At 69.3% G+C, this 17,858-nt stretch carries 18 protein-coding genes; 12 read left to right on the top strand and 6 right to left on the bottom strand.

Annotated features, from left to right (window positions below; genetic code table 11):
* Window positions 1–33: 33 nt before the first annotated feature.
* Complete coding sequence (locus tag I3V78_RS37150) at window positions 34–576, top strand: FHA domain-containing protein (RefSeq protein WP_204495524.1); 543 nt, start codon at window positions 34–36, stop codon at window positions 574–576.
* Between the two features lie 3 nt (window positions 577–579).
* On the opposite strand, the gene I3V78_RS37155 is transcribed toward I3V78_RS37150, so the two are convergent.
* From I3V78_RS37155 to I3V78_RS37175, 5 genes are all read right to left on the bottom strand, one after another.
* Entirely contained in the window at window positions 580–1,233 is a 654-nt protein-coding gene (locus tag I3V78_RS37155) for a tetratricopeptide repeat protein (RefSeq protein WP_239576956.1), read from the bottom strand.
* Complete coding sequence (locus tag I3V78_RS37160) at window positions 1,205–2,680, bottom strand: serine/threonine-protein kinase (protein WP_204495525.1); 1,476 nt, start codon at window positions 2,678–2,680, stop codon at window positions 1,205–1,207. Before I3V78_RS37160 ends, I3V78_RS37155 begins: the two co-directional genes overlap by 29 nt.
* A 185-nt stretch (window positions 2,681–2,865) precedes the next feature.
* Window positions 2,866–4,347 carry a hypothetical protein gene (locus I3V78_RS37165; protein WP_204495528.1) on the bottom strand — a complete coding sequence of 494 codons (1,482 nt, stop codon included), beginning with the start codon at window positions 4,345–4,347 and terminating at the stop codon, window positions 2,866–2,868.
* 2 nt (window positions 4,348–4,349) lie between these two features.
* Complete coding sequence (locus I3V78_RS37170) at window positions 4,350–5,585, bottom strand: PEGA domain-containing protein (protein WP_204495530.1); 1,236 nt, start codon at window positions 5,583–5,585, stop codon at window positions 4,350–4,352.
* Between the two features lie 48 nt (window positions 5,586–5,633).
* A complete protein-coding gene (locus tag I3V78_RS37175; protein ID WP_204495533.1) occupies window positions 5,634–6,797 on the bottom strand; it encodes a M20/M25/M40 family metallo-hydrolase in 1,164 nt (387 codons plus the stop codon).
* 186 nt (window positions 6,798–6,983) lie between these two features.
* Between I3V78_RS37175 and I3V78_RS37180 the strand changes: the two genes are divergently transcribed.
* From I3V78_RS37180 to I3V78_RS37230, 11 genes are all read left to right on the top strand, one after another.
* On the top strand, window positions 6,984–7,418 hold the full coding sequence (locus I3V78_RS37180) for a host attachment protein (RefSeq protein ID WP_204495535.1): 435 nt from the start codon (window positions 6,984–6,986) through the stop codon (window positions 7,416–7,418).
* A 118-nt stretch (window positions 7,419–7,536) separates the two neighbouring features.
* Window positions 7,537–9,444 carry a methyl-accepting chemotaxis protein gene (locus I3V78_RS37185; RefSeq protein ID WP_204495538.1) on the top strand — a complete coding sequence of 636 codons (1,908 nt, stop codon included), beginning with the start codon at window positions 7,537–7,539 and terminating at the stop codon, window positions 9,442–9,444.
* Window positions 9,441–10,043 (top strand): HAD family hydrolase, encoded by a 603-nt coding sequence (locus tag I3V78_RS37190; protein ID WP_204495540.1) that lies wholly within the window; start codon window positions 9,441–9,443, stop codon window positions 10,041–10,043. The genes I3V78_RS37185 and I3V78_RS37190 overlap by 4 nt, the downstream gene beginning before the upstream one ends.
* A 107-nt stretch (window positions 10,044–10,150) precedes the next feature.
* Window positions 10,151–10,654, top strand: coding sequence for a hypothetical protein (locus tag I3V78_RS37195; protein WP_204495542.1), 504 nt, complete (start codon window positions 10,151–10,153; stop codon window positions 10,652–10,654).
* Between the two features lie 256 nt (window positions 10,655–10,910).
* Window positions 10,911–11,282 carry a hypothetical protein gene (locus I3V78_RS37200; RefSeq protein WP_204495545.1) on the top strand — a complete coding sequence of 124 codons (372 nt, stop codon included), beginning with the start codon at window positions 10,911–10,913 and terminating at the stop codon, window positions 11,280–11,282.
* 79 nt (window positions 11,283–11,361) lie between these two features.
* Window positions 11,362–12,054: an EcsC family protein gene (locus I3V78_RS37205; protein ID WP_204495548.1), complete on the top strand. Its 693-nt coding sequence runs from the start codon at window positions 11,362–11,364 to the stop codon at window positions 12,052–12,054.
* A gap of 167 nt (window positions 12,055–12,221) precedes the next feature.
* Window positions 12,222–13,016, top strand: a complete 795-nt coding sequence (locus I3V78_RS37210; RefSeq protein WP_338023864.1) for a DUF2381 family protein — start codon at window positions 12,222–12,224, stop codon at window positions 13,014–13,016.
* Window positions 13,013–14,779: a protein kinase domain-containing protein gene (locus I3V78_RS37215; RefSeq protein ID WP_204495552.1), complete on the top strand. Its 1,767-nt coding sequence runs from the start codon at window positions 13,013–13,015 to the stop codon at window positions 14,777–14,779. Before I3V78_RS37210 ends, I3V78_RS37215 begins: the two co-directional genes overlap by 4 nt.
* Window positions 14,780–14,873: 94 nt before the next feature.
* Complete coding sequence (locus I3V78_RS37220) at window positions 14,874–16,019, top strand: Cdc6/Cdc18 family protein (protein ID WP_204495554.1); 1,146 nt, start codon at window positions 14,874–14,876, stop codon at window positions 16,017–16,019.
* Between the two features lie 77 nt (window positions 16,020–16,096).
* Complete coding sequence (locus tag I3V78_RS37225; protein WP_204495556.1) at window positions 16,097–16,609, top strand: hypothetical protein; 513 nt, start codon at window positions 16,097–16,099, stop codon at window positions 16,607–16,609.
* Window positions 16,599–17,186 carry a hypothetical protein gene (locus I3V78_RS37230; protein WP_204495558.1) on the top strand — a complete coding sequence of 196 codons (588 nt, stop codon included), beginning with the start codon at window positions 16,599–16,601 and terminating at the stop codon, window positions 17,184–17,186. The genes I3V78_RS37225 and I3V78_RS37230 overlap by 11 nt, the downstream gene beginning before the upstream one ends.
* Window positions 17,187–17,198: 12 nt before the next feature.
* On the opposite strand, the gene I3V78_RS37235 is transcribed toward I3V78_RS37230, so the two are convergent.
* Entirely contained in the window at window positions 17,199–17,837 is a 639-nt protein-coding gene (locus I3V78_RS37235) for a glutathione S-transferase family protein (RefSeq protein WP_204495561.1), read from the bottom strand.
* Between the last annotated feature and the right edge of the window lie 21 nt (window positions 17,838–17,858).

Raw genomic sequence — 17,858 nt, forward strand, 5'->3', positions numbered from 1 at the left:
TCACCGCGTGAAGGTGATTGGCTGGCCCCCGCCATGGCACGTTCCCTCTTGCTGTCGCTGCTCGTGCGGCAGCACCTCGCACTGAAGGAGAAGTTCCGCGCCCGCTATCCGCATAGCTGGCTGGTCTGGGAGTCCGGCGCGTGGAACGTGTCGGAGGGCCGCGAGCAGAACCACGGCGCCACACGGGTCCCCAACGACGATCTCAGTGACTGCCTGCCCACCGGCGACGCCATGTGCTTCGAGCTGAGCCCGGGCCGGGGGGTGCTGACGATTGGACGCGCCTCGCACAACCAGTTCGTCATCAACGACGCCACGGTGTCGCGCGAGCACCTGGTCTTGCGCGCCCGGAGCGACGACAGCTGGACGGTGGAGGCGCACGAGCACAGCGGGCAGACGCTGCTCGAGGGCCAACGGCTGCCGCCCGGCCAGCCCGCGCCCCTGGGGCCCGGCATGCACCTGATGTTGGGGGACGTGCGGCTCACCTTCCACGACTCGGACAGCTTCCACCAGCGCATGGCCGACACGGCCCAGTTGCTGATGGCCAGCGCGCGCGGGGGCCCGGGCCGCCCGCTCTGAGGCTCAGCGGATGGTGCCCAGCGTGGTGGGCCGGGGGTCCGGCGCGGTGGCCGCGTAGATGAGGCCGCCAGCCACCACCGCCACGGCGCCCGCGCCCGCCCACACCCACCACTTGCGCGCCAGGCTCTCGCCCTGCACTTCCGCGGCGGGGGGGGTCACGGCCTGCTTGCGCGCGGTGTCCTCCCGGGCGTGGCGCGCGGCGATCTCCTGCGTCTGGGTGCGCAGGGGCGCCGTCTTGGGCTCGTCGCGCCGTGGCTCTTCCTGCTTCTTCGCCGCCGCGTCCATCTCCGCGATGAGGTCGCGCACCAGGGGCGCGTTGGGCGGCGGGCGCTTGGAGAGCGCCAAGTAGCGCCGGTAGTGGAAGGCGGCCTGCTCGGGCCGACCCAACTGCCGGTGGCACTGGGCGATGTTGAAGAGGAAGCCCGGCAGCGGCATCAGCCGGTAGGCCTCGACATAGGCGTCCAGCGCGGCCTGGAAGTCCGCCTTCTCGTAGGCGCTGTTGCCCTCGGCGAACTTCGCGCGCGCCTGGGCCTCTACCTGGGCCTTGCCGACGGGGGCCGCGCGCGCGGACAGCGGGGCCAGGGCGAGCAGCACCAGGGCGAGCAGCCCCCACCAGCGCCCGGAGAACTCACGGCGCGAACGGATCGATGACGGCATCACGGCTTCCCGAGGTGGACTTGCGCGAGGTGGAGGCGCGGGTGTGCGCCGACGTGCTCCGCGCGGGTTTGGTCACCACCGGCACGGGCACCAGGGGCACCTCGAGCGTGGAGGACGCATCCAGCGACACCTTGTGCTCGCTCGGCGTGTAGCCCGCGAGCTCCACGCGCAGGCCCAGCGGCGCGGCGGACGCGGGCAGGTTCGCCACCCACGGCGTCACGCCCAGCATCTCGCCCGTGTCGGCGCGCACCACGCGGGCGCCCGCCGGCGCCGAGCGCACGGTGAGCGACACGGGCACGGGCGCGGGCGTGGGCACGGGCCGCTCGGCGACCGGGGTCGGCGCCACGGGCGTCGCGGAGGACGCGTGGCCATGAGAGGTCGTCCACCAGACGCCGAGCCCCGCCACGGCCGCGACCAGCAGCCCCGCGGAGGCGCGCACCACGGGCCGCCGCGCGATCAGCGCCAGGGGCACGCGCACCGGCTGGGTGGGCCGGTCCTCGGGCGCCACCGGCACCACGGAGTCGGCCACCAGCGCGGAGATGAGTTCGGAGAGCTGGGCGGGCCGCGCCTCGGGATCCTTGGACAGGCAGCGCAGCGCCAGGTGCGCCAGCGCCGGAGGAATGGCCTCGCCCCCGGGCGTGAGCGTGGGCAGCGCGGGCGGCGCCTCGGTGAGGATCTTCACCATGAGCTGGCCGAAGTTGGACGCCACGAAGGGCGGCCGTCCGCTGAGCAGCTCGTAGAGCACCGTGCCCACGGCGTAGATGTCCGCGCGCGCGTCCACCGGCAGCCCCGCGGCCTGCTCGGGCGACATGTACGTGGGCGTGCCGATGATGGTGCCGTCCAGGGTGCCATTGAGGCCCTCGGCGGTGAGCACCTTGGCCACGCCGAAGTCGAGCACCTTGACGAAGTCCTCCTGGCCGTTCTTGTGCGCGACGAAGAGGTTGTCCGGCTTGATGTCCCGGTGCACCACGCCCAGGTGGTGCGCCGCGCCGAGCGCCGCGCACACCTGCACCATGAGCCGGCGGATGCGCGCCAGCGACAGCTTCTCGTCGCGCAGCAGGTCCGACAGGCTCTGGCCGCGCAGCAGCTCCATCACGCAGTAGACGTGACCGTGGGCCGTGTCCTCGACGAAGTCGAAGATCTCCACGATGTGCTCGTGGTTGATCTGATTGACCGCGTGGGCCTCCTGGAAGAAGCGCCGCACGAAGGTGGAGTCGTGGGCGAACGCCGAGCGCAGTACCTTGAGCGCTACCTGGCGACCCAGACGCACATGGCGCGCCTGGAAGACCTGACCCATGGAGCCCTCACCCAGGAGCTGCTCCAGTTGATAACTGCCCAGGATGTCACCCGGCTGCAACGCGTTCTCCTCTTGAGATGAACCACCCGACTTCGCGGTTCGAGGAGCCGTGGAGAGTACCGTACCCGGGATGAGGTCGTCGCCGCCCATTGGATGGCAAACCTCTCCATCCTCTCTTTCCCTGGCAACCCGTCCCGCACGATTGTCGTCACCTGGACGACCTCTCAAACCCCTGGATCCGCTTGCGGTGAAGCCCCTTCGCCCACGGGTACGAACCGGACCCTCCCTCCGGTAGGGAAGGAGGGCCCATTGGACGACACCCGGAGCCGGATCAGCTAGCTACACGCCCCGGACTTGCAGGTCTTGCCGTTGGCGCAGACCTTTCCGTTGCAGTCCGCGTCCGCGCAGTCGATCTGCGTGTCGCCGTCGTTGTCCCGGCCGTCGTTGCACGTCGTCTCGACCTTGACGCCGCCCGTGCAGGTGCAGCCGGTGCCGCACGTGGTGCAGTCCGGATCCGCGCAGTCGATGAGCGAGTCGCCATCGTTGTCCTTGTTGTCGGTGCACGTGGTCTCCGCCTTGACGCCGGAGCGGCACGTGCAGCCACCGGCCGAGTTGCACGACTGGTTGTTGCAGTCGGAATCGGCGCAGTCGATGAGCGTGTCGCGGTCGTTGTCCGCGGCGTCGTAGCAGATGGTCTCGGCGGGCTGGCTGTTGCGGCAGGCACAGCCCGTGCCGCACGCGGTGCAGTCCGGATCCGCGCAGTCGATGAGCGCGTCGCCGTCGTTGTCCGCGCCGTCCACGCAGTTGCGCTCCTGCCTGGCGCCGTTGGTGCAGATGCAGGCGCCGCTGCCGCCGCAATCCTTGCCGGCACAGTCCGTGTCCTCGCAGTCCGTCTTGCCGTCCTTGTCGTTGTCCACGCCGTCCGTGCAGCTCAGCTCCACGGCGACGCCGCCCGTGCAGACGCAGGCCGTGCCGCACGCGGTGCAGTCGCTGTCCGCGCAGTCGGTGAAGCCGTCCTGGTCGTTGTCCACCTTGTCCGAGCAGTCGACTTCCTTGGCCACCGTGCGCTCGCAGATGCAGCCCGCGCCCGTGCCGCAGACCTTCTTGTCGCAGTCCGAGTCCTGGCAGTCGGTCGTGCCATCGCCGTCGTTGTCCACCTTGTCCGTGCACACGCTTTCGCCGCACTTGCGGGCGATGCACGCGCGGCCCTCGCCGCACACCTGGGTGTCGCAGTCCGAGTCCTCGCAGTCGGTGAAGCCGTCCTGGTCGTTGTCCACGCCGTCCGAGCAGTTGAGCTCCTTGCGCAGCACGCACACGCCCTCGACGCACAGGTCGCGCACCGCGTTGCAGATGTTGCCGCACGCGCCGCAGTTGCGCAGGTCCTTCTGCAGGTCGAAGTCCTCGTCCACCTGACCGTCGCAGTCGTCATCCAGGCCGTTGCAGGCCTCGGCGGTGGGGAGGATCTCGCCCGTGCACGCCTTGGCGCCGCTGCCCGCCACGCAGGAGAACTGGCTGCCGCGGCACTGGCCCACGCCCTCGGTGCCCTCGGGCCCCGTGTAGCAGGGGTCCTCGCTCAGGTCGTCGCGCAGGCCGTTGCAGTTGTCGTCCACGCCGTTGCACACCTCGGCGGTGGGCACGCAGCAGTAGCCGCGCTGCTCCGCGCGGGGCGCGCACACCACGCCCGTGGCGGCGCAGTCCGCATTGGAGTCACAGCTGAAGATGGTGTCGTCCGGGAGCGCCGGCACCCAACACGCCGAGGCGCCGAGCGCCCACACCAGACAGCCCACGAGGAAAGAGAACGCCTTGAAGGACTTCATGATCAGAAGCTCCCGCCAAACACGAAGTGCAGCGCCATGCCCGGGCTCGCCGGAGCGCCCGCCACGGGCGCCACCGAGGAAGACACGGGCTCCGAGCGCGCCGGAACCACGATGAGCCACACCAGACTGCCCGCCGCCACCGCGCCACCGCCAGCCATCAGCGCCGTGGCGAGCGCGTCCTTGCGCTGGGCGGCCAGGTACTCGGTGCGGGTGATCTGCCGCACGCCCTCGGCGTCGGTGGCCTGCCCCACGTCACGCAGGCCCATGCCGAGCGCCACGCCCGCGCCCACCGCCGCCAGGCCCAGCACCGTGGTGTAGAGCGCGGGCCGGCTGAACACCGAGGGGCCCGAGGACTTCTTGCGCGAGGACTTGAGGTTGGCCACCGCGTCCAGGCCCGGGCCCTCGGGCGAGGGGCCATTGAGCTCCAGCCGCACCGCCACTTCCTTCGTCTCGCCGGCCACGAGCGTGAGCGTCCGCGTGGACGGGGTGTAGTCGTCCGCCTCCACGATGAGCTGCACCTCGCCGGGCGGCAGCTTCGCCTCGACGCTGCCCACGCCCAGCATGCGCTCGCCCACGCGCACCACCGCCTGGGACACGTTGCACGTCACCTTGAGCAGCGCGCGCGGCCGCGCCAGCTCCGTCACGCGCCGGGCCAGCACCGTGCCCGCCTCGCGGATGAAGGCGCTGTCGGCCGGCTTGCGGCCCGTCACCGTGTCCGTCTCCACCACGCCCCGGTCACGGTCATACGTCCACAGCCGCAGCGTCCAGCCGTCGTCCTCCAGCGCCAGCCGCGACGTGGTGAGCAGGTCCGCGTCGAGCGTGTCCGCGGCGGCCTTCATGCACTCGGCCTCCTGGCAGCGCACCAGCGCCGCGTACTCGGCGCCGAGCTGCTTGCGCGTCTCGGCGGGGTCCGCCGCCCGCACCACGCGGCCCGTGCGGAAGGCGGCCGACTGCAACCACCCCACCCAGCGCTTGGACACCGCGGCGCCCGCGCGCTCGGGCGTGTCCAGGCCCACGTAGGCCAGTCGCGGCTGCAGCTCGGCGTTCGGGCCCGAGCTCAAGTCCAGGCCCAGCGAGCCCGAGTCCGGGGGCGGCTCCTCGCCCTGCTCCAGCGGAGCCTGGGGCGTCGAGTCCCCGGAGAGATCCAGCCCGAAGCCACCCTGGGCCCGGGCGGGCGCCGGGGCCAGCGCGAGGAGCGCCAGCAACAAGGCACCAGACAACACGAAACGGTTAGGCATGCCCCCTGTTCTACCCTGAACACCTGCCCGGCGGGAGCACTCCAGGCGTCATCCCGCCCGAGAAGCGAGGTAGCGCGCCAGGGCCTGGGCCTTGGGCACCAGGGTGTCCACCTCGATGAACTCCTCCACCGTGTGGAAGCCCTTGCCCCGGGGGCCCAGCCCGTCGATGGACGGAATCCCCATGGCCGAGGAGGTGCTCGCGTCCGAGCCACCGCCCACGAGGGGGGACTCCCCCCGGCCCAGTCCCGACAGATGCGCACACGCGCCGTACGCGTCCATCAGGGCGGCGGACGCCTCGGTGCGCTCCAGGGGCTCGCGCGCCACCCCTCCTTGGACCTCCACGCGAGTACCGGGCACCCCCGCCGCCGCCTCCCGGGCCGCCTCGTGGAAGCGCTGGACCAGGCTCTCGCCGTCCGCCCGGGTGCAGAAGCGCAGGTCCACCTCCGCCACGGCCTGGTCCGGCACCGTGTTCTTGCCCTGTCCACCCGTCACCTTGCCCACGTTGACGGTGAGACCGCGCGGGTAGTCGGTCAGCTGCTGCACCAGGTCCACGAACCGGGCCAGGGCCCAGAGCGCGTTGGCGCCCTCCTGGTGGGCATTGCCCGCGTGGGCCGCCTTGCCATGGGCCGTGGCCACGGCCATGCCGGTGCCCTTGCGCCGGGTGATGATGGCGTCCCCCGCCCGGCCCGACTCGAAGACGAGGCACGCCTCGGCCCCGGCGATGGCCTCGCGGATGACGCGCGTGCCCTCGGGCGAGCCCACCTCCTCGTCCGACACCACCACCAGCCGCAGGGGCGGCAGCCGCTCCAGGCCCCCCGCCGCCGCGAGCGCCTTGAGCGCCCAGGCGATGACGACCAGGCCCCCCTTCATGTCCAGCACGCCCGGCCCGCGCCGCAGCGGCCCGTCCACGCGGTAGCCCTCGAACTTGCCCGGCGGAAAGACGGTGTCCAGGTGCCCCACCAGCGCCAGCGGCGCGCGTCCCGGAGCCCCCTGGGAGCGGAAGACGAGGTGATCCGCGTAGCGGGTGCTCGCCACCACCTCGGCCGTCAGCCCGGGAAGGGCGAGCTGCTCGCGCAGCAGGGCGCCGACCTTCCGGCCGCCCTCCGGGTTCTCCGTCCACGAGTTGACCTCCACCAGCGCGGCGAGGGCCTGCTCCATCTCCCCCACCCGGCCCACCAGCCAGCGCGCCGCCGCTTCACCCATCTCGTGCATCGTCGGGACCTCCCGCCCCGCCGGAGGCCATCTCCGGCGGACCCCCCCTGGCATATGCCAGCCCCCGGGGTGGGCGGAAGCCACGACGCCGCCCGCCCGCCCGGCGCACCAGCGAGACACCGCCAGCCCGGGGAAGCTTGCCGGGGGCCGGGAGGCTTCGCACCTCAACCCCAGGAGGAAGAACCCATGGCGGATGCTTTGTGGATTCTGGTGGCCAATGCGAGCCGGGCCCGGCTGTTCTCGACGGACGAGCGGGCGGAGAAGTGGGACCTGCGCGAGGAGCTCTTCCACGAGGAGAGCCGGCAGCGCTCCACGGAGCTGCTCAACCAGCCGGACAACCCCAACGCCGGCACCCTGCGCAAGCCCTCCGCGGAGAACGAGCCCAATGGTCGGCAGTCCCTGGAGCATGAGCGCTTCGCCCGGCAGCTCGCCGAGCGGCTCGAGCAGGGCCTCAACGAGCGGGCGTACGAGCGGCTGGTGATCGCCGCGCCGCCGGAGTTCCTCGGCCGGCTGCGCAAGGTCATCAGCGACCGGGTGCACAAGCACCTCATGCTGGACATGCGCGCGGACTTCTCGAACATCCCCGCTCGCGAGCTGCCCGACCGCATCCCGCTCACGTGATGATTTGACGGACTTCCGGGGCCTTCGGGTCCTGGAAGCCGCCATCCGGGCGGCCGTGCGTGGGTCGCCTCGGATGGGCCGACGTCCGCCGTCCCGTGCCGTGGTAGACCGGAGGCTGATGCGAGTACCCTTGATCGGCACCCTGAAGCTGCGCGGCCGTCTGACCTGGTATGTCACCCTGCTCACGCTCATTCCCCTGGTGAGCGTCTCGGTCACCGGGCTGACCAACAGCCAACGGGCCATGAGCGCCCAGGTGCACGAGATGCTGCGCATCGAGGCCGAGGGGCTGCGTGACCTCGTGGAAGCCTCGCTCGTGGAGCGCGAGACGAGCGTGCGCAGCTGGGCCGAGGACGCGCTGCTGCGCGAGGCCCTGCGCACCGGAGACACGCGCGACAGCGATGCGGTGCTCGAGCGGCTGCAACTGCGCTACACGACGTTCGCGGGCCTGGTGCTCTTCAACGAGGAGGGCAAGGCCATCTCCGCCAGCACCGAGGCCCTGCGCGACGCCTTCATGGGTCAGGAGGGGCGGGTGCGCCAGACGCCCTGGTTCAAGGCGGCCCAGCAAGGGCGCGTCACCAGCGAGACCCTGATGGAGGAGGATCCCATCTTCGCCATGCGGGTGCTGCACCTGGCCGCGCCCGTCATGGAGGGCTCGGGGAAGTCCACGGACGGGCGGCGGCTGGGCGTGCTGCTCGCGGCGTATGATTGGGGACAGGTGGGCGAGGTGGTGAAGGCGGCGCTGGCCCGGGCTCAGGCGCGCAAGAACAACAGCTTCGCGCTGGAGGTGCGCACGGCCACGGGCAGCGTGCTGTTCGACTCGCGGGACGCGGCGGCCCCGCACACGGCCGAGCCCGTCGCCGAGCAGGCCATCAACGGTCCGGACGTGCCGGACGTGGGCGATGGCTGGCACTTCGTGGCGCTGTCGGACCCGGCCGAGGTCTATGCCGAGGTCGACGCGCAGCGCGTGCACTTCTATGTCGGCATCCTGGTGGTGGGCGCGGTGGTGGTGCTGCTCACCTACCTGTTCGCCCGCCGCATCACCCAGCCCATCACCCAGCTCAACGAGGCGGTGCGCCGCATCGTGCGGACGGCGGACCTGTCGCGCAAGCTCGAGGTGTACGGCGACGACGAGGTGGGCGAGCTCGCCGAGTCCTTCCGGCAGATGGTGCACAACCTGAGCGAGACGACCCGCGGCCTGCAGCGGGGCACGCGCGTGCTCGGCGACACCGTGGCGGCGCTCACCCGGGCGGCCGAACAGGAGCAGAGCAACCTCACCCGTCAGGCCTCGGCGCTGCAGCAGACCCAGGTCACCGCGGAGGAGATCCGCCAGACGTCCATGATCGCCGCGGAGCGCGCCAGCGCGGTGCTCCGGGTGGCTTCCAAGGCGGAGGAGCTGGGCCGCGGCGGCGCGCGCTCGCTCGAGGAGAGCATGAGCGGCTTCGAGGCCCTGCGCACCAAGGTGGAGGAGATGTCCGGCCAGGTGAGCCAGCTCAACGAGCGCGCCCAGCGCATCGGCGGCATCACCCTGGCGGTCAAGGGGCTCGCCGACCGCTCCAACATGCTCGCGCTCAACGCGGCCATCGAGGCGGTGCGCTCCGGCGAGCACGGCAAGGGCTTCGCCATCGTGGCCAAGGAGATCCGCACCCTGGCCAACCAGTCCATCCACTCCACCACCCAGGTGGGCACGCTGCTCGAGGACATCACCCACTCCATCCACAAGACGGTGGAGCTGCACGAGGCGGGACAGCGGCGCATGGACGAGGGCATGACCCAGGCGCGCATCAGCGGCGAGAGCATCCAGGCGCTCAGCGGCATCGTGCAGGACAACATGAGCGCGGTGCGACAGATCGCCACGGCGGTGAGCCAGCAGAACGCGGGCTTCCAGGAGATCTTCAACGCCATGACCGAGTTGTCCGGCATGATGCACGACACCATGACGAGCCTCCAGGCCACCCAAGAGGTCACCGGCGAGCTGCGCGACGTCGCCCAACAGATGCACGAGATGGCGAGCAGCTACCGCGTATGAGCCCGCCCGTGCGCGCCGTCATCCTGGACCTGGGCAACGTGCTCGCCTTCCACGACAACGCCCTGCTCTTTCGCCGCCTGGGCGCGCGCGCGGGGCTGGACGCCGAGGAGGCCGCCCGCCGGCTGTCGGGCGCGGGCTGGACGGCGGCCAACCGGGGGCTGCTCGGCCCCGAGGGCATCCGGCGCGACGTGTGCGAGGCCCTGGGCGTGGACGTGCCCATGGAAGAATTCACCGCGCTGTGGAACTGCCACTTCACCCTGCATGACGCCGTGATGCCCCACGTGGAGCGGCTGGAGGGCCAGGTGAAGCGGCTGCTCCTGTCCAACACCAACGTGCTGCACGTGGCCTGGCTCAAGCCCCGGCTGCCGGTGCTCGAGCGCTTCGACCATCTGGTGCTCAGCTGCGAGACGGGCCACGTGAAGCCCGAGCCCGCCATCTACGAGGAGGCCCTGCGGCACGCGGGCTGCGCGCCCGACGAGGCGGCCTTCTTCGACGACCTGCCCGAGTACGTGGCTGCGGCGAACACCCTGGGCATCCGGGGCCACCTGTTCACCACCGCCGACGCCTTCGACGCCCAGTTGCGCGCGCTCGGGCTGTAGGCCCCGGCGCCCTGTCCTCGCGGCCATTGTCCGGCCGGCGCACTGTCGACCCGCGACACGCATGCCCAGCATGGTCTCCGCGGTGAACGCGGTGAAAGGAGCGGACCATGCGGTGGACACACAGGGTGATGGGGGCGGCATGCGTGGGGGCGGGACTGCTGCTGGGCGTGCCCCAAGAGGCGTCCGCGCAGGGCTACCGGCGGCAATCCGCGGCCTTCTGCACGCCCATCACCTCGACCTATCAGTCCGTGCGCAGTGACGCGGGCGCCCTCGGCAACGGGAGCACCTCGGTGATGCGGCTCGTCTGTCCCATCCTCGACGACGGCGTCCTGCCCAAGTCGCAGATCCTCTCGACGCTCGTGGATGTGTATGACGGCGCGTCGGCGGCCGTCGTGGATGTCCGCGCGTGCGTCAGCTTCTGGTCCAGCATGGGCGGCGCATGCGGTCCCGCCGCCTCCACCAGCAGCACGGGCATGGGCATGATGACCCTCTCGCCGAGCCCTGGCGTGTGGAGCACCTACCCCTCGGACTACGGCTACCTCGTCATCAACCTGCCGGCCTTCACCAGCGGCACGGCCAGCTCCGTGCACGGCTACGAGTTGTATCCGTGAGCCCGACGCTCGGGAGGATGCCATGCACCCGGTGAAACGACAGGCCGTGCTGTTCATGCTTCCCGTGCTGTTCGCGGGGACTGGCGTCACGCTCGCGCATTACCTGCCCCAGGAGCCGCTTCCCGTGGAGGACCCGGATCCACCGCGGGAGCCATCTCGGAAGCACGAGCCCCCGCCCCCCGTCCCACGGGAGGCCCGGCCAACCCCGTCCGCCACCCTCGCTCGGGATGGGGAACACCCGCGACCGGCCGCCTGGATGGAGCAGCGCCCGACGCGGGAGGAAGCGCGACGGCGGCTGCTGCGCTATCAGCAGGAACGACTCGACCAGCATGCCCGGGCGCCGGGCGATGCCACCTGGTCCCGAGGCGCCCGGGATGCCTTCGGCGCGGACTTCGCGGCCCTCACCCGGGAGCAGCCCTTCACGGTGCGGGACATCGACTGCCGGAGCCACACCTGTGTCACCACCCTGGAGTGGCCCTCCTACGCCGAGGCCGTTCAGGGCCATGCCCACCTGCTGCGACATCCGTTCGCGATGGACTGCACGCGCAGCATCCTGCTGCCCGAGCCCGAGGACCCCACGGCGCGCTACCAGGCCCGGCTGTTCCTGGATTGCGCGGGCCCGCCCTGAGCCTCCGGCGCCCGTGACACGCTTCTGTTCCCTGGAAATCACTGGGAGTACGCTCCCATTCCACGGAAAGAGGTGCGCCATGACGGCCGAAGCGGAGAACCCCGAGGACTCGAAGCTGCTCAAGTTCATCCACCGGTGGGCGATGTCCCCGGAGGATGCCAAGGAGATCGCGCGCAATTACCGCAAGCAGTCCGAGTCCGCCCATCCCCAGGACGAGCCGGCCCGGCATCAGGAGCGGGTCGCGGAGAAGATCATCGGCCGGTACGCGAAGCTGTCCGCCATGTCGGGCGGGGCCACGGCGCTCACCGGCGTGGTGCCCGGCATCGGCACGGCGCTCGCGGCGCTCGGCGGCGGGCTCGCGGACACGGCCGTGTGCATGAAGCTGCAGGTGGACATGGCCTGCTGCCTGGCCGAGTGCTTCGGCTATGACTTGAACAAGGAGGACGCCCGGCACCTGGCCTTCCTCATCGCCGCGGGCGGCGCCATCGAGAAGGCGGGCGAGACGGTGGGCGTGAAGCTCGCGAGCGAGGCGGGCGTGCGGCTGCTGCGCAGCTACATCAAGGGCGCCACGCTCCAGGCCCTCAAGGAGTTCTTCCGGCGCGTGGGCCTCGTCTTCACGCGCAAGGCGCTCGAGCGCACCCTGCCCTTCGGCGTGGGCGTCGTCATCGGCAGTAGCGCCAACTACGCGCTCACCCGCTACGTCGGCGCCCAGGCCAAGGAGTGGTTCATCCTCGACCGCAAGACGCCGCACGCGGACCCCCGGGTTTCCTAAACCGAGGCCACCTCGTGGGGCGGAGCGAACCGCACAGGTCGTGCGGCACGGGGTGACGGCGGAAGTGGTTTTGCGCTTGCCACGTCCCGCCCCTCTCCCTTAGCGTGCGAGCCCACTCACCGAGGGCTCGTGTGCGCCTTGCTCGCTGGCTGATCCTCCCGCCGCTCGTGCTGTGTTCTTCCGCTGCGGCGCAGGAGGTAAAGGCCTCGTGGCCGTCGAGGGAGCGGGTCCTGGTGGCGCCCACCCACTCCGGTGAAGTCCCGCCCCTTGAAATCCGCGTGGCGGGCCAGGTCCCCACGCTCTTGCGACTGGACGTGCCACGGGCCTCCGGCGCCCCGGAGTTGCCCACGGGAGAGGCGCCCGTCCGGCTGATTCCCGTCGAGGAGAGCGCCTTCATCCTCCTCCCCTCCTCCGATGTTCCTCGGGGAGAGCGGATTCCACTCCTCGTGCGCACCGCCACGGGCGTGCTGCGCTTCACGCTCGTGACCCGGCATGAGGAAACGGACGTGCGGGTGCGGGTCGTCCCCGCTCCGACGTCCTCCGAGGAAGACGCCGCGGAGACGCTGGCGCAGCAACTGCTCGCCACGGCGCGGGCCCGCGCATCGCTCGCCCGTCCACAGCAAGAGGTGAGATACCCGCAGCGAAACTCGTTCGCCCAGGTGGACGCCGTGCTGTGGATGGGTCGGCGCGTCTTCATCACGTTGAGCGTGCAGAGCCCTCGAAGGAGCGGTCGGCTCCGACGATTGGTCCAGGTACGGCTGAGAGCAAAGGTTGTTGATAACGCCCAGTGGGAGTGGCCTGGACGCCTCCTGTCGGGAGATCCAGACAACAGACGACAGCATCATGTCCTCACCAGCGTTCTGCCCGAAGGCGCGTCCAGACTCGAGCTGGCGCTGGACGAGGAGAACACGGCCGGCGGCTTTCGTCCCCTGTCCGCGAGCGACGAGCCCGAGGCGCCATGAACAGGCCCCTGCATCCCAATCAACTGAGCATCGGCCACCACGTGCGGGACTTCCGGATCGTGCGCCGACTGGGCGTGGGCGGCTACGCCTTCGTCTTCCTCGTGGAGCGCGCGAGTCAACTCTATGTGTTGAAGATGGCGGCCCAACCCGCATCCGCCACGGACGTGGACAGGGTCGACGCCTGGATGCGCCGCGAGGTGCTCTCCCTGGAGTCCTTGGAGCATCCCCACCTGCTGCCCGTGCTGGAGTGGGGCCGTTGGCCCGAGCCCGTGGGGGGCTACGGCTACTTCGTGATGCCCTATAAGGCGGCCTCCACCTTCCATGAGTGGCGCTGGCGTGAGCGCGCCGCCCTGGACCGGTGCATGGTCGTGCTGTGCGAGCACTTGAAGACCCTGGAGGCGCTGCATGCACGCGGCGTGTGCCATCGGGACATCAAGGCGGACAACATCCTCGTGAGGCGGGAAGACGACATGCCCTTGCTGATCGACTTCGGCGCGGCGCACCTGCCGTGGGCACGACCCGTCACGGAGGGGTTGGCGCCGGGCACGCTCTACTGCCAGCCGCCCGAGGCCATCGCTTTTCTCGTGTCCGATGCGGCGCGGAAGGGGGAGAGGCTGGAAGCCCGGCCCTCGGCGGACCTGTATGCCTTCGGTGTGCTGCTCTACGAGACGCTCACCAACTGCCGTCCCTTCAGCACGGCACTGACGTTGGACGCCTTGCTCGTGACCATCGCCACCACCTCCCCCCTGGAACCCCAGAGGCTCGCGCCTGGAGTGCCAGCGGAGCTCTGCGCGCTGACGATGCGACTGCTGGCGAAGAAGCCCGAGCACCGTCCACCGAGTGCTCGTGTGGTCCGAGAGGAACTGGAACGATTGCTCCGCGAGGAGGGCCACGGTACGTCCTGGAAGACTCCCGCCCAGCGTCCCTCCGAATGTGCCCGACTCCGGGAGCAGTTCCCGGACGTCGACCGCCTGGAACAAACGGGGGAAGACTCACCGGACCCCTCCGCCCAGCATCGGGCGGGCTGGCCTCGTGAGCGAGCCCGGCGTCTTCTCATGCGAGCGTCCGGGTTGGTGCTGTTACTCGGGCTGGGATGGATGATCCTCCGTGTACTGGGCCCGCCCATCACCCACAACCAAGGAACCTCCGCCATGCCATCCCCATCCACGCCCTCGCGCCCATGCACGTGGCTCACCCACGTCGTGGGTCTCTCCGTCGCGCAGTTGCTGGGCTGTGCGACCGTGCCCACTCGGCCTGACCCCGAGGGCTATCTCGCGCGCTGTTCTCCCGAAGCACGTGCCACGCCCGCGAAGTTGGGGCTCGATCCCCGTGAAAACCCAACGTTCCTGGATGTGGGAACACCGGCCTCGGATCTCTCCGTTGAGGACGGTGGCGCATTGAACCTCAAGTCCGGACCCGTGACCGCCACCATGTACCCGAAGATCAAGGGAGTCGAACTGGAGACACAGATTACTGGAGAGGCGGTGACCACGCCCGTTCGGGTCTACATCCAGTTCAACCGACTGCGACTGCCGGATGGCACCACGCTTCCCATCTGCGGCGTGGCCGTGGACGCCATCCACCAGTACGGCATCCCGACCTACGCGAAGGTGCCCTTCGACGGCAACGTGGTGGATCCAGCGCTCGTGGACAAGACTCCTGGCTCCGTGGTGCTCAACGTGCCACGCTTCGAGACCGTGCTGCAGGGCCCCGAGGGCTACCCGACGCCCCTCATCGATCTGGCCCCACCGGGCTACCGCTGACGAGGACGGAGGAGCCGTGCACCCGCTGGACACCCCAAATACCCGCTCCCATACTTCCCACGTGAGCAATCGCCGTGAAAAGTTCCGTGAGTACATGTCCCTGCTCGACGCGGCGGCGGATCCGCGCCTGGCCATTGAGCGGGGGTTCTATGTCCAGATGCCCGGTCGAGGGACCGCCGAGCAAATCGCTGGCCGCCTCGAACTGCGGCCGGCGTCCACCCATCTTGTCGTGGGTGGAGTGGGCGCGGGCAAGACGACCCAGCTCCTGGTGGCGAATGATCGGCTCACGGAACTAGGCGATACCCTCGCCATCTATATTGATGTCAGCAAGCACCAAGATTTGAGGAAGCTCCAACCTGGAGTGTTGTTGACCCTGGCGGGATTAGACCTTTCTCGCCTGTTGGATGAAGAAAGCGATCTTCGTCCGAAAATCGAAAACAGGTTCCTGCTATGGGCGAACGGATACGAAGAGGATCCATTCGCATACGACGAGGCTCCTGGGCCTTGGGTAGGTGGGGTCGTCACATCCCCTTCGCATGATCTCGAATTCGACGTGGCTCGCATGAAGAGTTCGCTTGGCGAACTACGCGAGGCCTTGGCAACCCAATGCCCAAACCTCGTCTTCATCATCGACTCGCTCGATCGACTCTCAACACTGGCGCCGCTTTCCAAGCTCTTGGAGCAAGACATCGCGGCCATTTCGGCACTTGGAATTGGGCTGGTTCTCGTAGGTCCCATCCAAGCCATCCATGGGCTCCAGCGACTCACCGCGGAACGCTTCGATTACGTCTACCATCAAGCATTTCTCGACGTGCAACAAGACCCGCACGGACGTGACTTCCTCTTCCAGGTCCTGCGGCAGCGCGCTCCAGAGTCATTGATATCCGCAGAGCTTTGCATGCAGCTGGTCAGGTACTCAGGAGGAGCGCTCAGGGATTTGATCTCCCTGGCGAGGCAAGCTGTCGAAGAGGCTTATCTGGATGGGGCGGACACGGTGAACAGTGGTCACGTGTTAACCGCGGCGGATGCACTCGGACGCAGTCTCATGATTGGACTCAGACCCGCCGAGCTCAACGTCCTCCAGTTGGTCCGAGAGCAAGGCTCGTTCGTCATGACCTCGGAGGATGACCTCGCACTGCTGGCAACGCGCCGGATACTCGAGTACCGGTCGCCCGGAGTGCGCTACACGGTGCATCCCACGATCGAGCCTCTGTTGAAGCAACTCACGGGTGGGAAATGAGCGGTCCTCCCAGAATGCTCAGCCTGGGAGAGTTCGCGCTCCGTATCTCGGCGCGTCCCGGGCGCGGAGGTTGGTTCGTGATGCTGATTCCCGAGAGACAGGGCAAGCAGATAGCGGATGCCTTGTTGGAGGAATTTCCCGCTCTCGGTATCGAGGATGCCCGTGTCGTGGACCGCCCCACCAACGGGAGCGAACTGGCTCGCCAGTCAAAAGAGACGAGCGGCGTTCTCGTGGTTTCTGGCCTGGATGGGTTTTCCGAGGATGAATGGCGCCACGTGGATCTGCTTCGCAGTCAGTTCCAGCGCGAGGAGGCCGTCGTGCTCATCCTGGAGACGTCCACGGCGGAACGTCTCCAACGAGCGGCACCCAATCTGATGAGCTGGATCAGTGGCTCCGTCTGGGTGCTCCAGCCCGAGGCGGACAGCCTCTCCTCCGAGCAGCGTGAAGCCCGTCTCCAGTCGCTTCGTCAGTGGGCCCGCATGACAGACGAGCGCGTTGTTGAAATGGCCATGCAAGGGCAGCTCCCGGCAGACCCGGCCTACGCCGAATGGCTCGTTCTCCTGAATCGGGGTGATCTGCTTGGCCTCTGAAGTGAACCGCGAACACGCTCGCCGCTTGCAGGAGCGGATCTGTGGCGCGGACCTGCCCTTGCCCTCGACCGCGAAACAACTGCGCCAGGAGATCTCCGCGTATCTGTTGTCCGCCAGTGACGAGAAGGAGTTGAAGTCCCCTCCTCAACAGGTTCTCAAGTTACTCAAGCTCACCCCCTCGAAAGATGGACAGAGCCAGACGCATGTCATCACGGGAGGGATGGTCGAGAAGGCCAAGGACTTCCGGCGCGAGCGGACCAAGGCAGAGCTGTTCGAGCGTCGCGACGGCGCGCTCATCAGCTTCTCGCTCACCCTCCAGGAAGCGTCGGAAGGAAAACTGACGCTCATCGCCTACGACTTCGAGATTCGCTTTCACGGTGAGGGCATGGTGCCTGGGTTCCTGCGGTTCGACCTCAACCCGCCCAAGCACAACAACGACGACATCGGGATGCGGAGCCATTTCCATCCGGGCAGTGATGACCTGCAGGCCCACGCCCCGCTCATGGCTCCGGTCGAACTCCTCGAGCTGTTCATCTACAAGCTGCGGCCTCGCAACCCAGACAAGCCCAGGGCCTGAGCGAGCGGTGGTCTACACCTGGGCCGCCCGGGTCCAGGCCTGGAGCGCCGGCAGCGCGAGCAACGCGTCGCGGTACGCGGCGCACCCGGCGTCCAACTCCACGCCATAGGTGACGAAGCGCGTGACCACGGGCGCGTAGAACGCGTCCGCGATGGAGAAGGCGCCGAAGAGGAATGGCCCGCCCTGGCCGAAGCGCGCGCGGCACTCCGTCCACAGCGAGGTGATGCGCGCGATGTCCTCGGCCACGCCCGGCGCGCGGCCCTGGCCCGGCTTCATGTTCCTCAAGTCCATGGACATGTTCGCGCGCAGCGCCTGGAAGCCCGCGTGCATCTCCGCGGTGGCCGCGCGCGCCCAGGCCCGCGCCTCGCGCGCCTCGGGCCACAGCCGTGCCTCGGGGAATTGCTCGGCCAGGTACTCGCAGATGGCGAGTGAATCCCAGATGGCCAGCGCGCCGTGCACCAGCACCGGCACCTTGCCGCTGGGTGAATGCTTCCGGATGTTCTCGGGCGTGTCCGCCTGGCCCAAGGCGATCACCACCTCGCCAAAGGGCTGCCCGGTGTGGGCGAGCGCGAGGTAGGGCCTCAAGGACCAGGACGACAGGTGTTTGGATGCGACGACGAGGGTCAACGCGTCAGGGTTCCGCTCGAGCATGGGGCGCGACCCTAGCGCTCC

The sequence above is a fragment of the Archangium primigenium genome (assembly GCF_016904885.1).
GTDB lineage: Bacteria > Myxococcota > Myxococcia > Myxococcales > Myxococcaceae > Cystobacter > Cystobacter primigenius.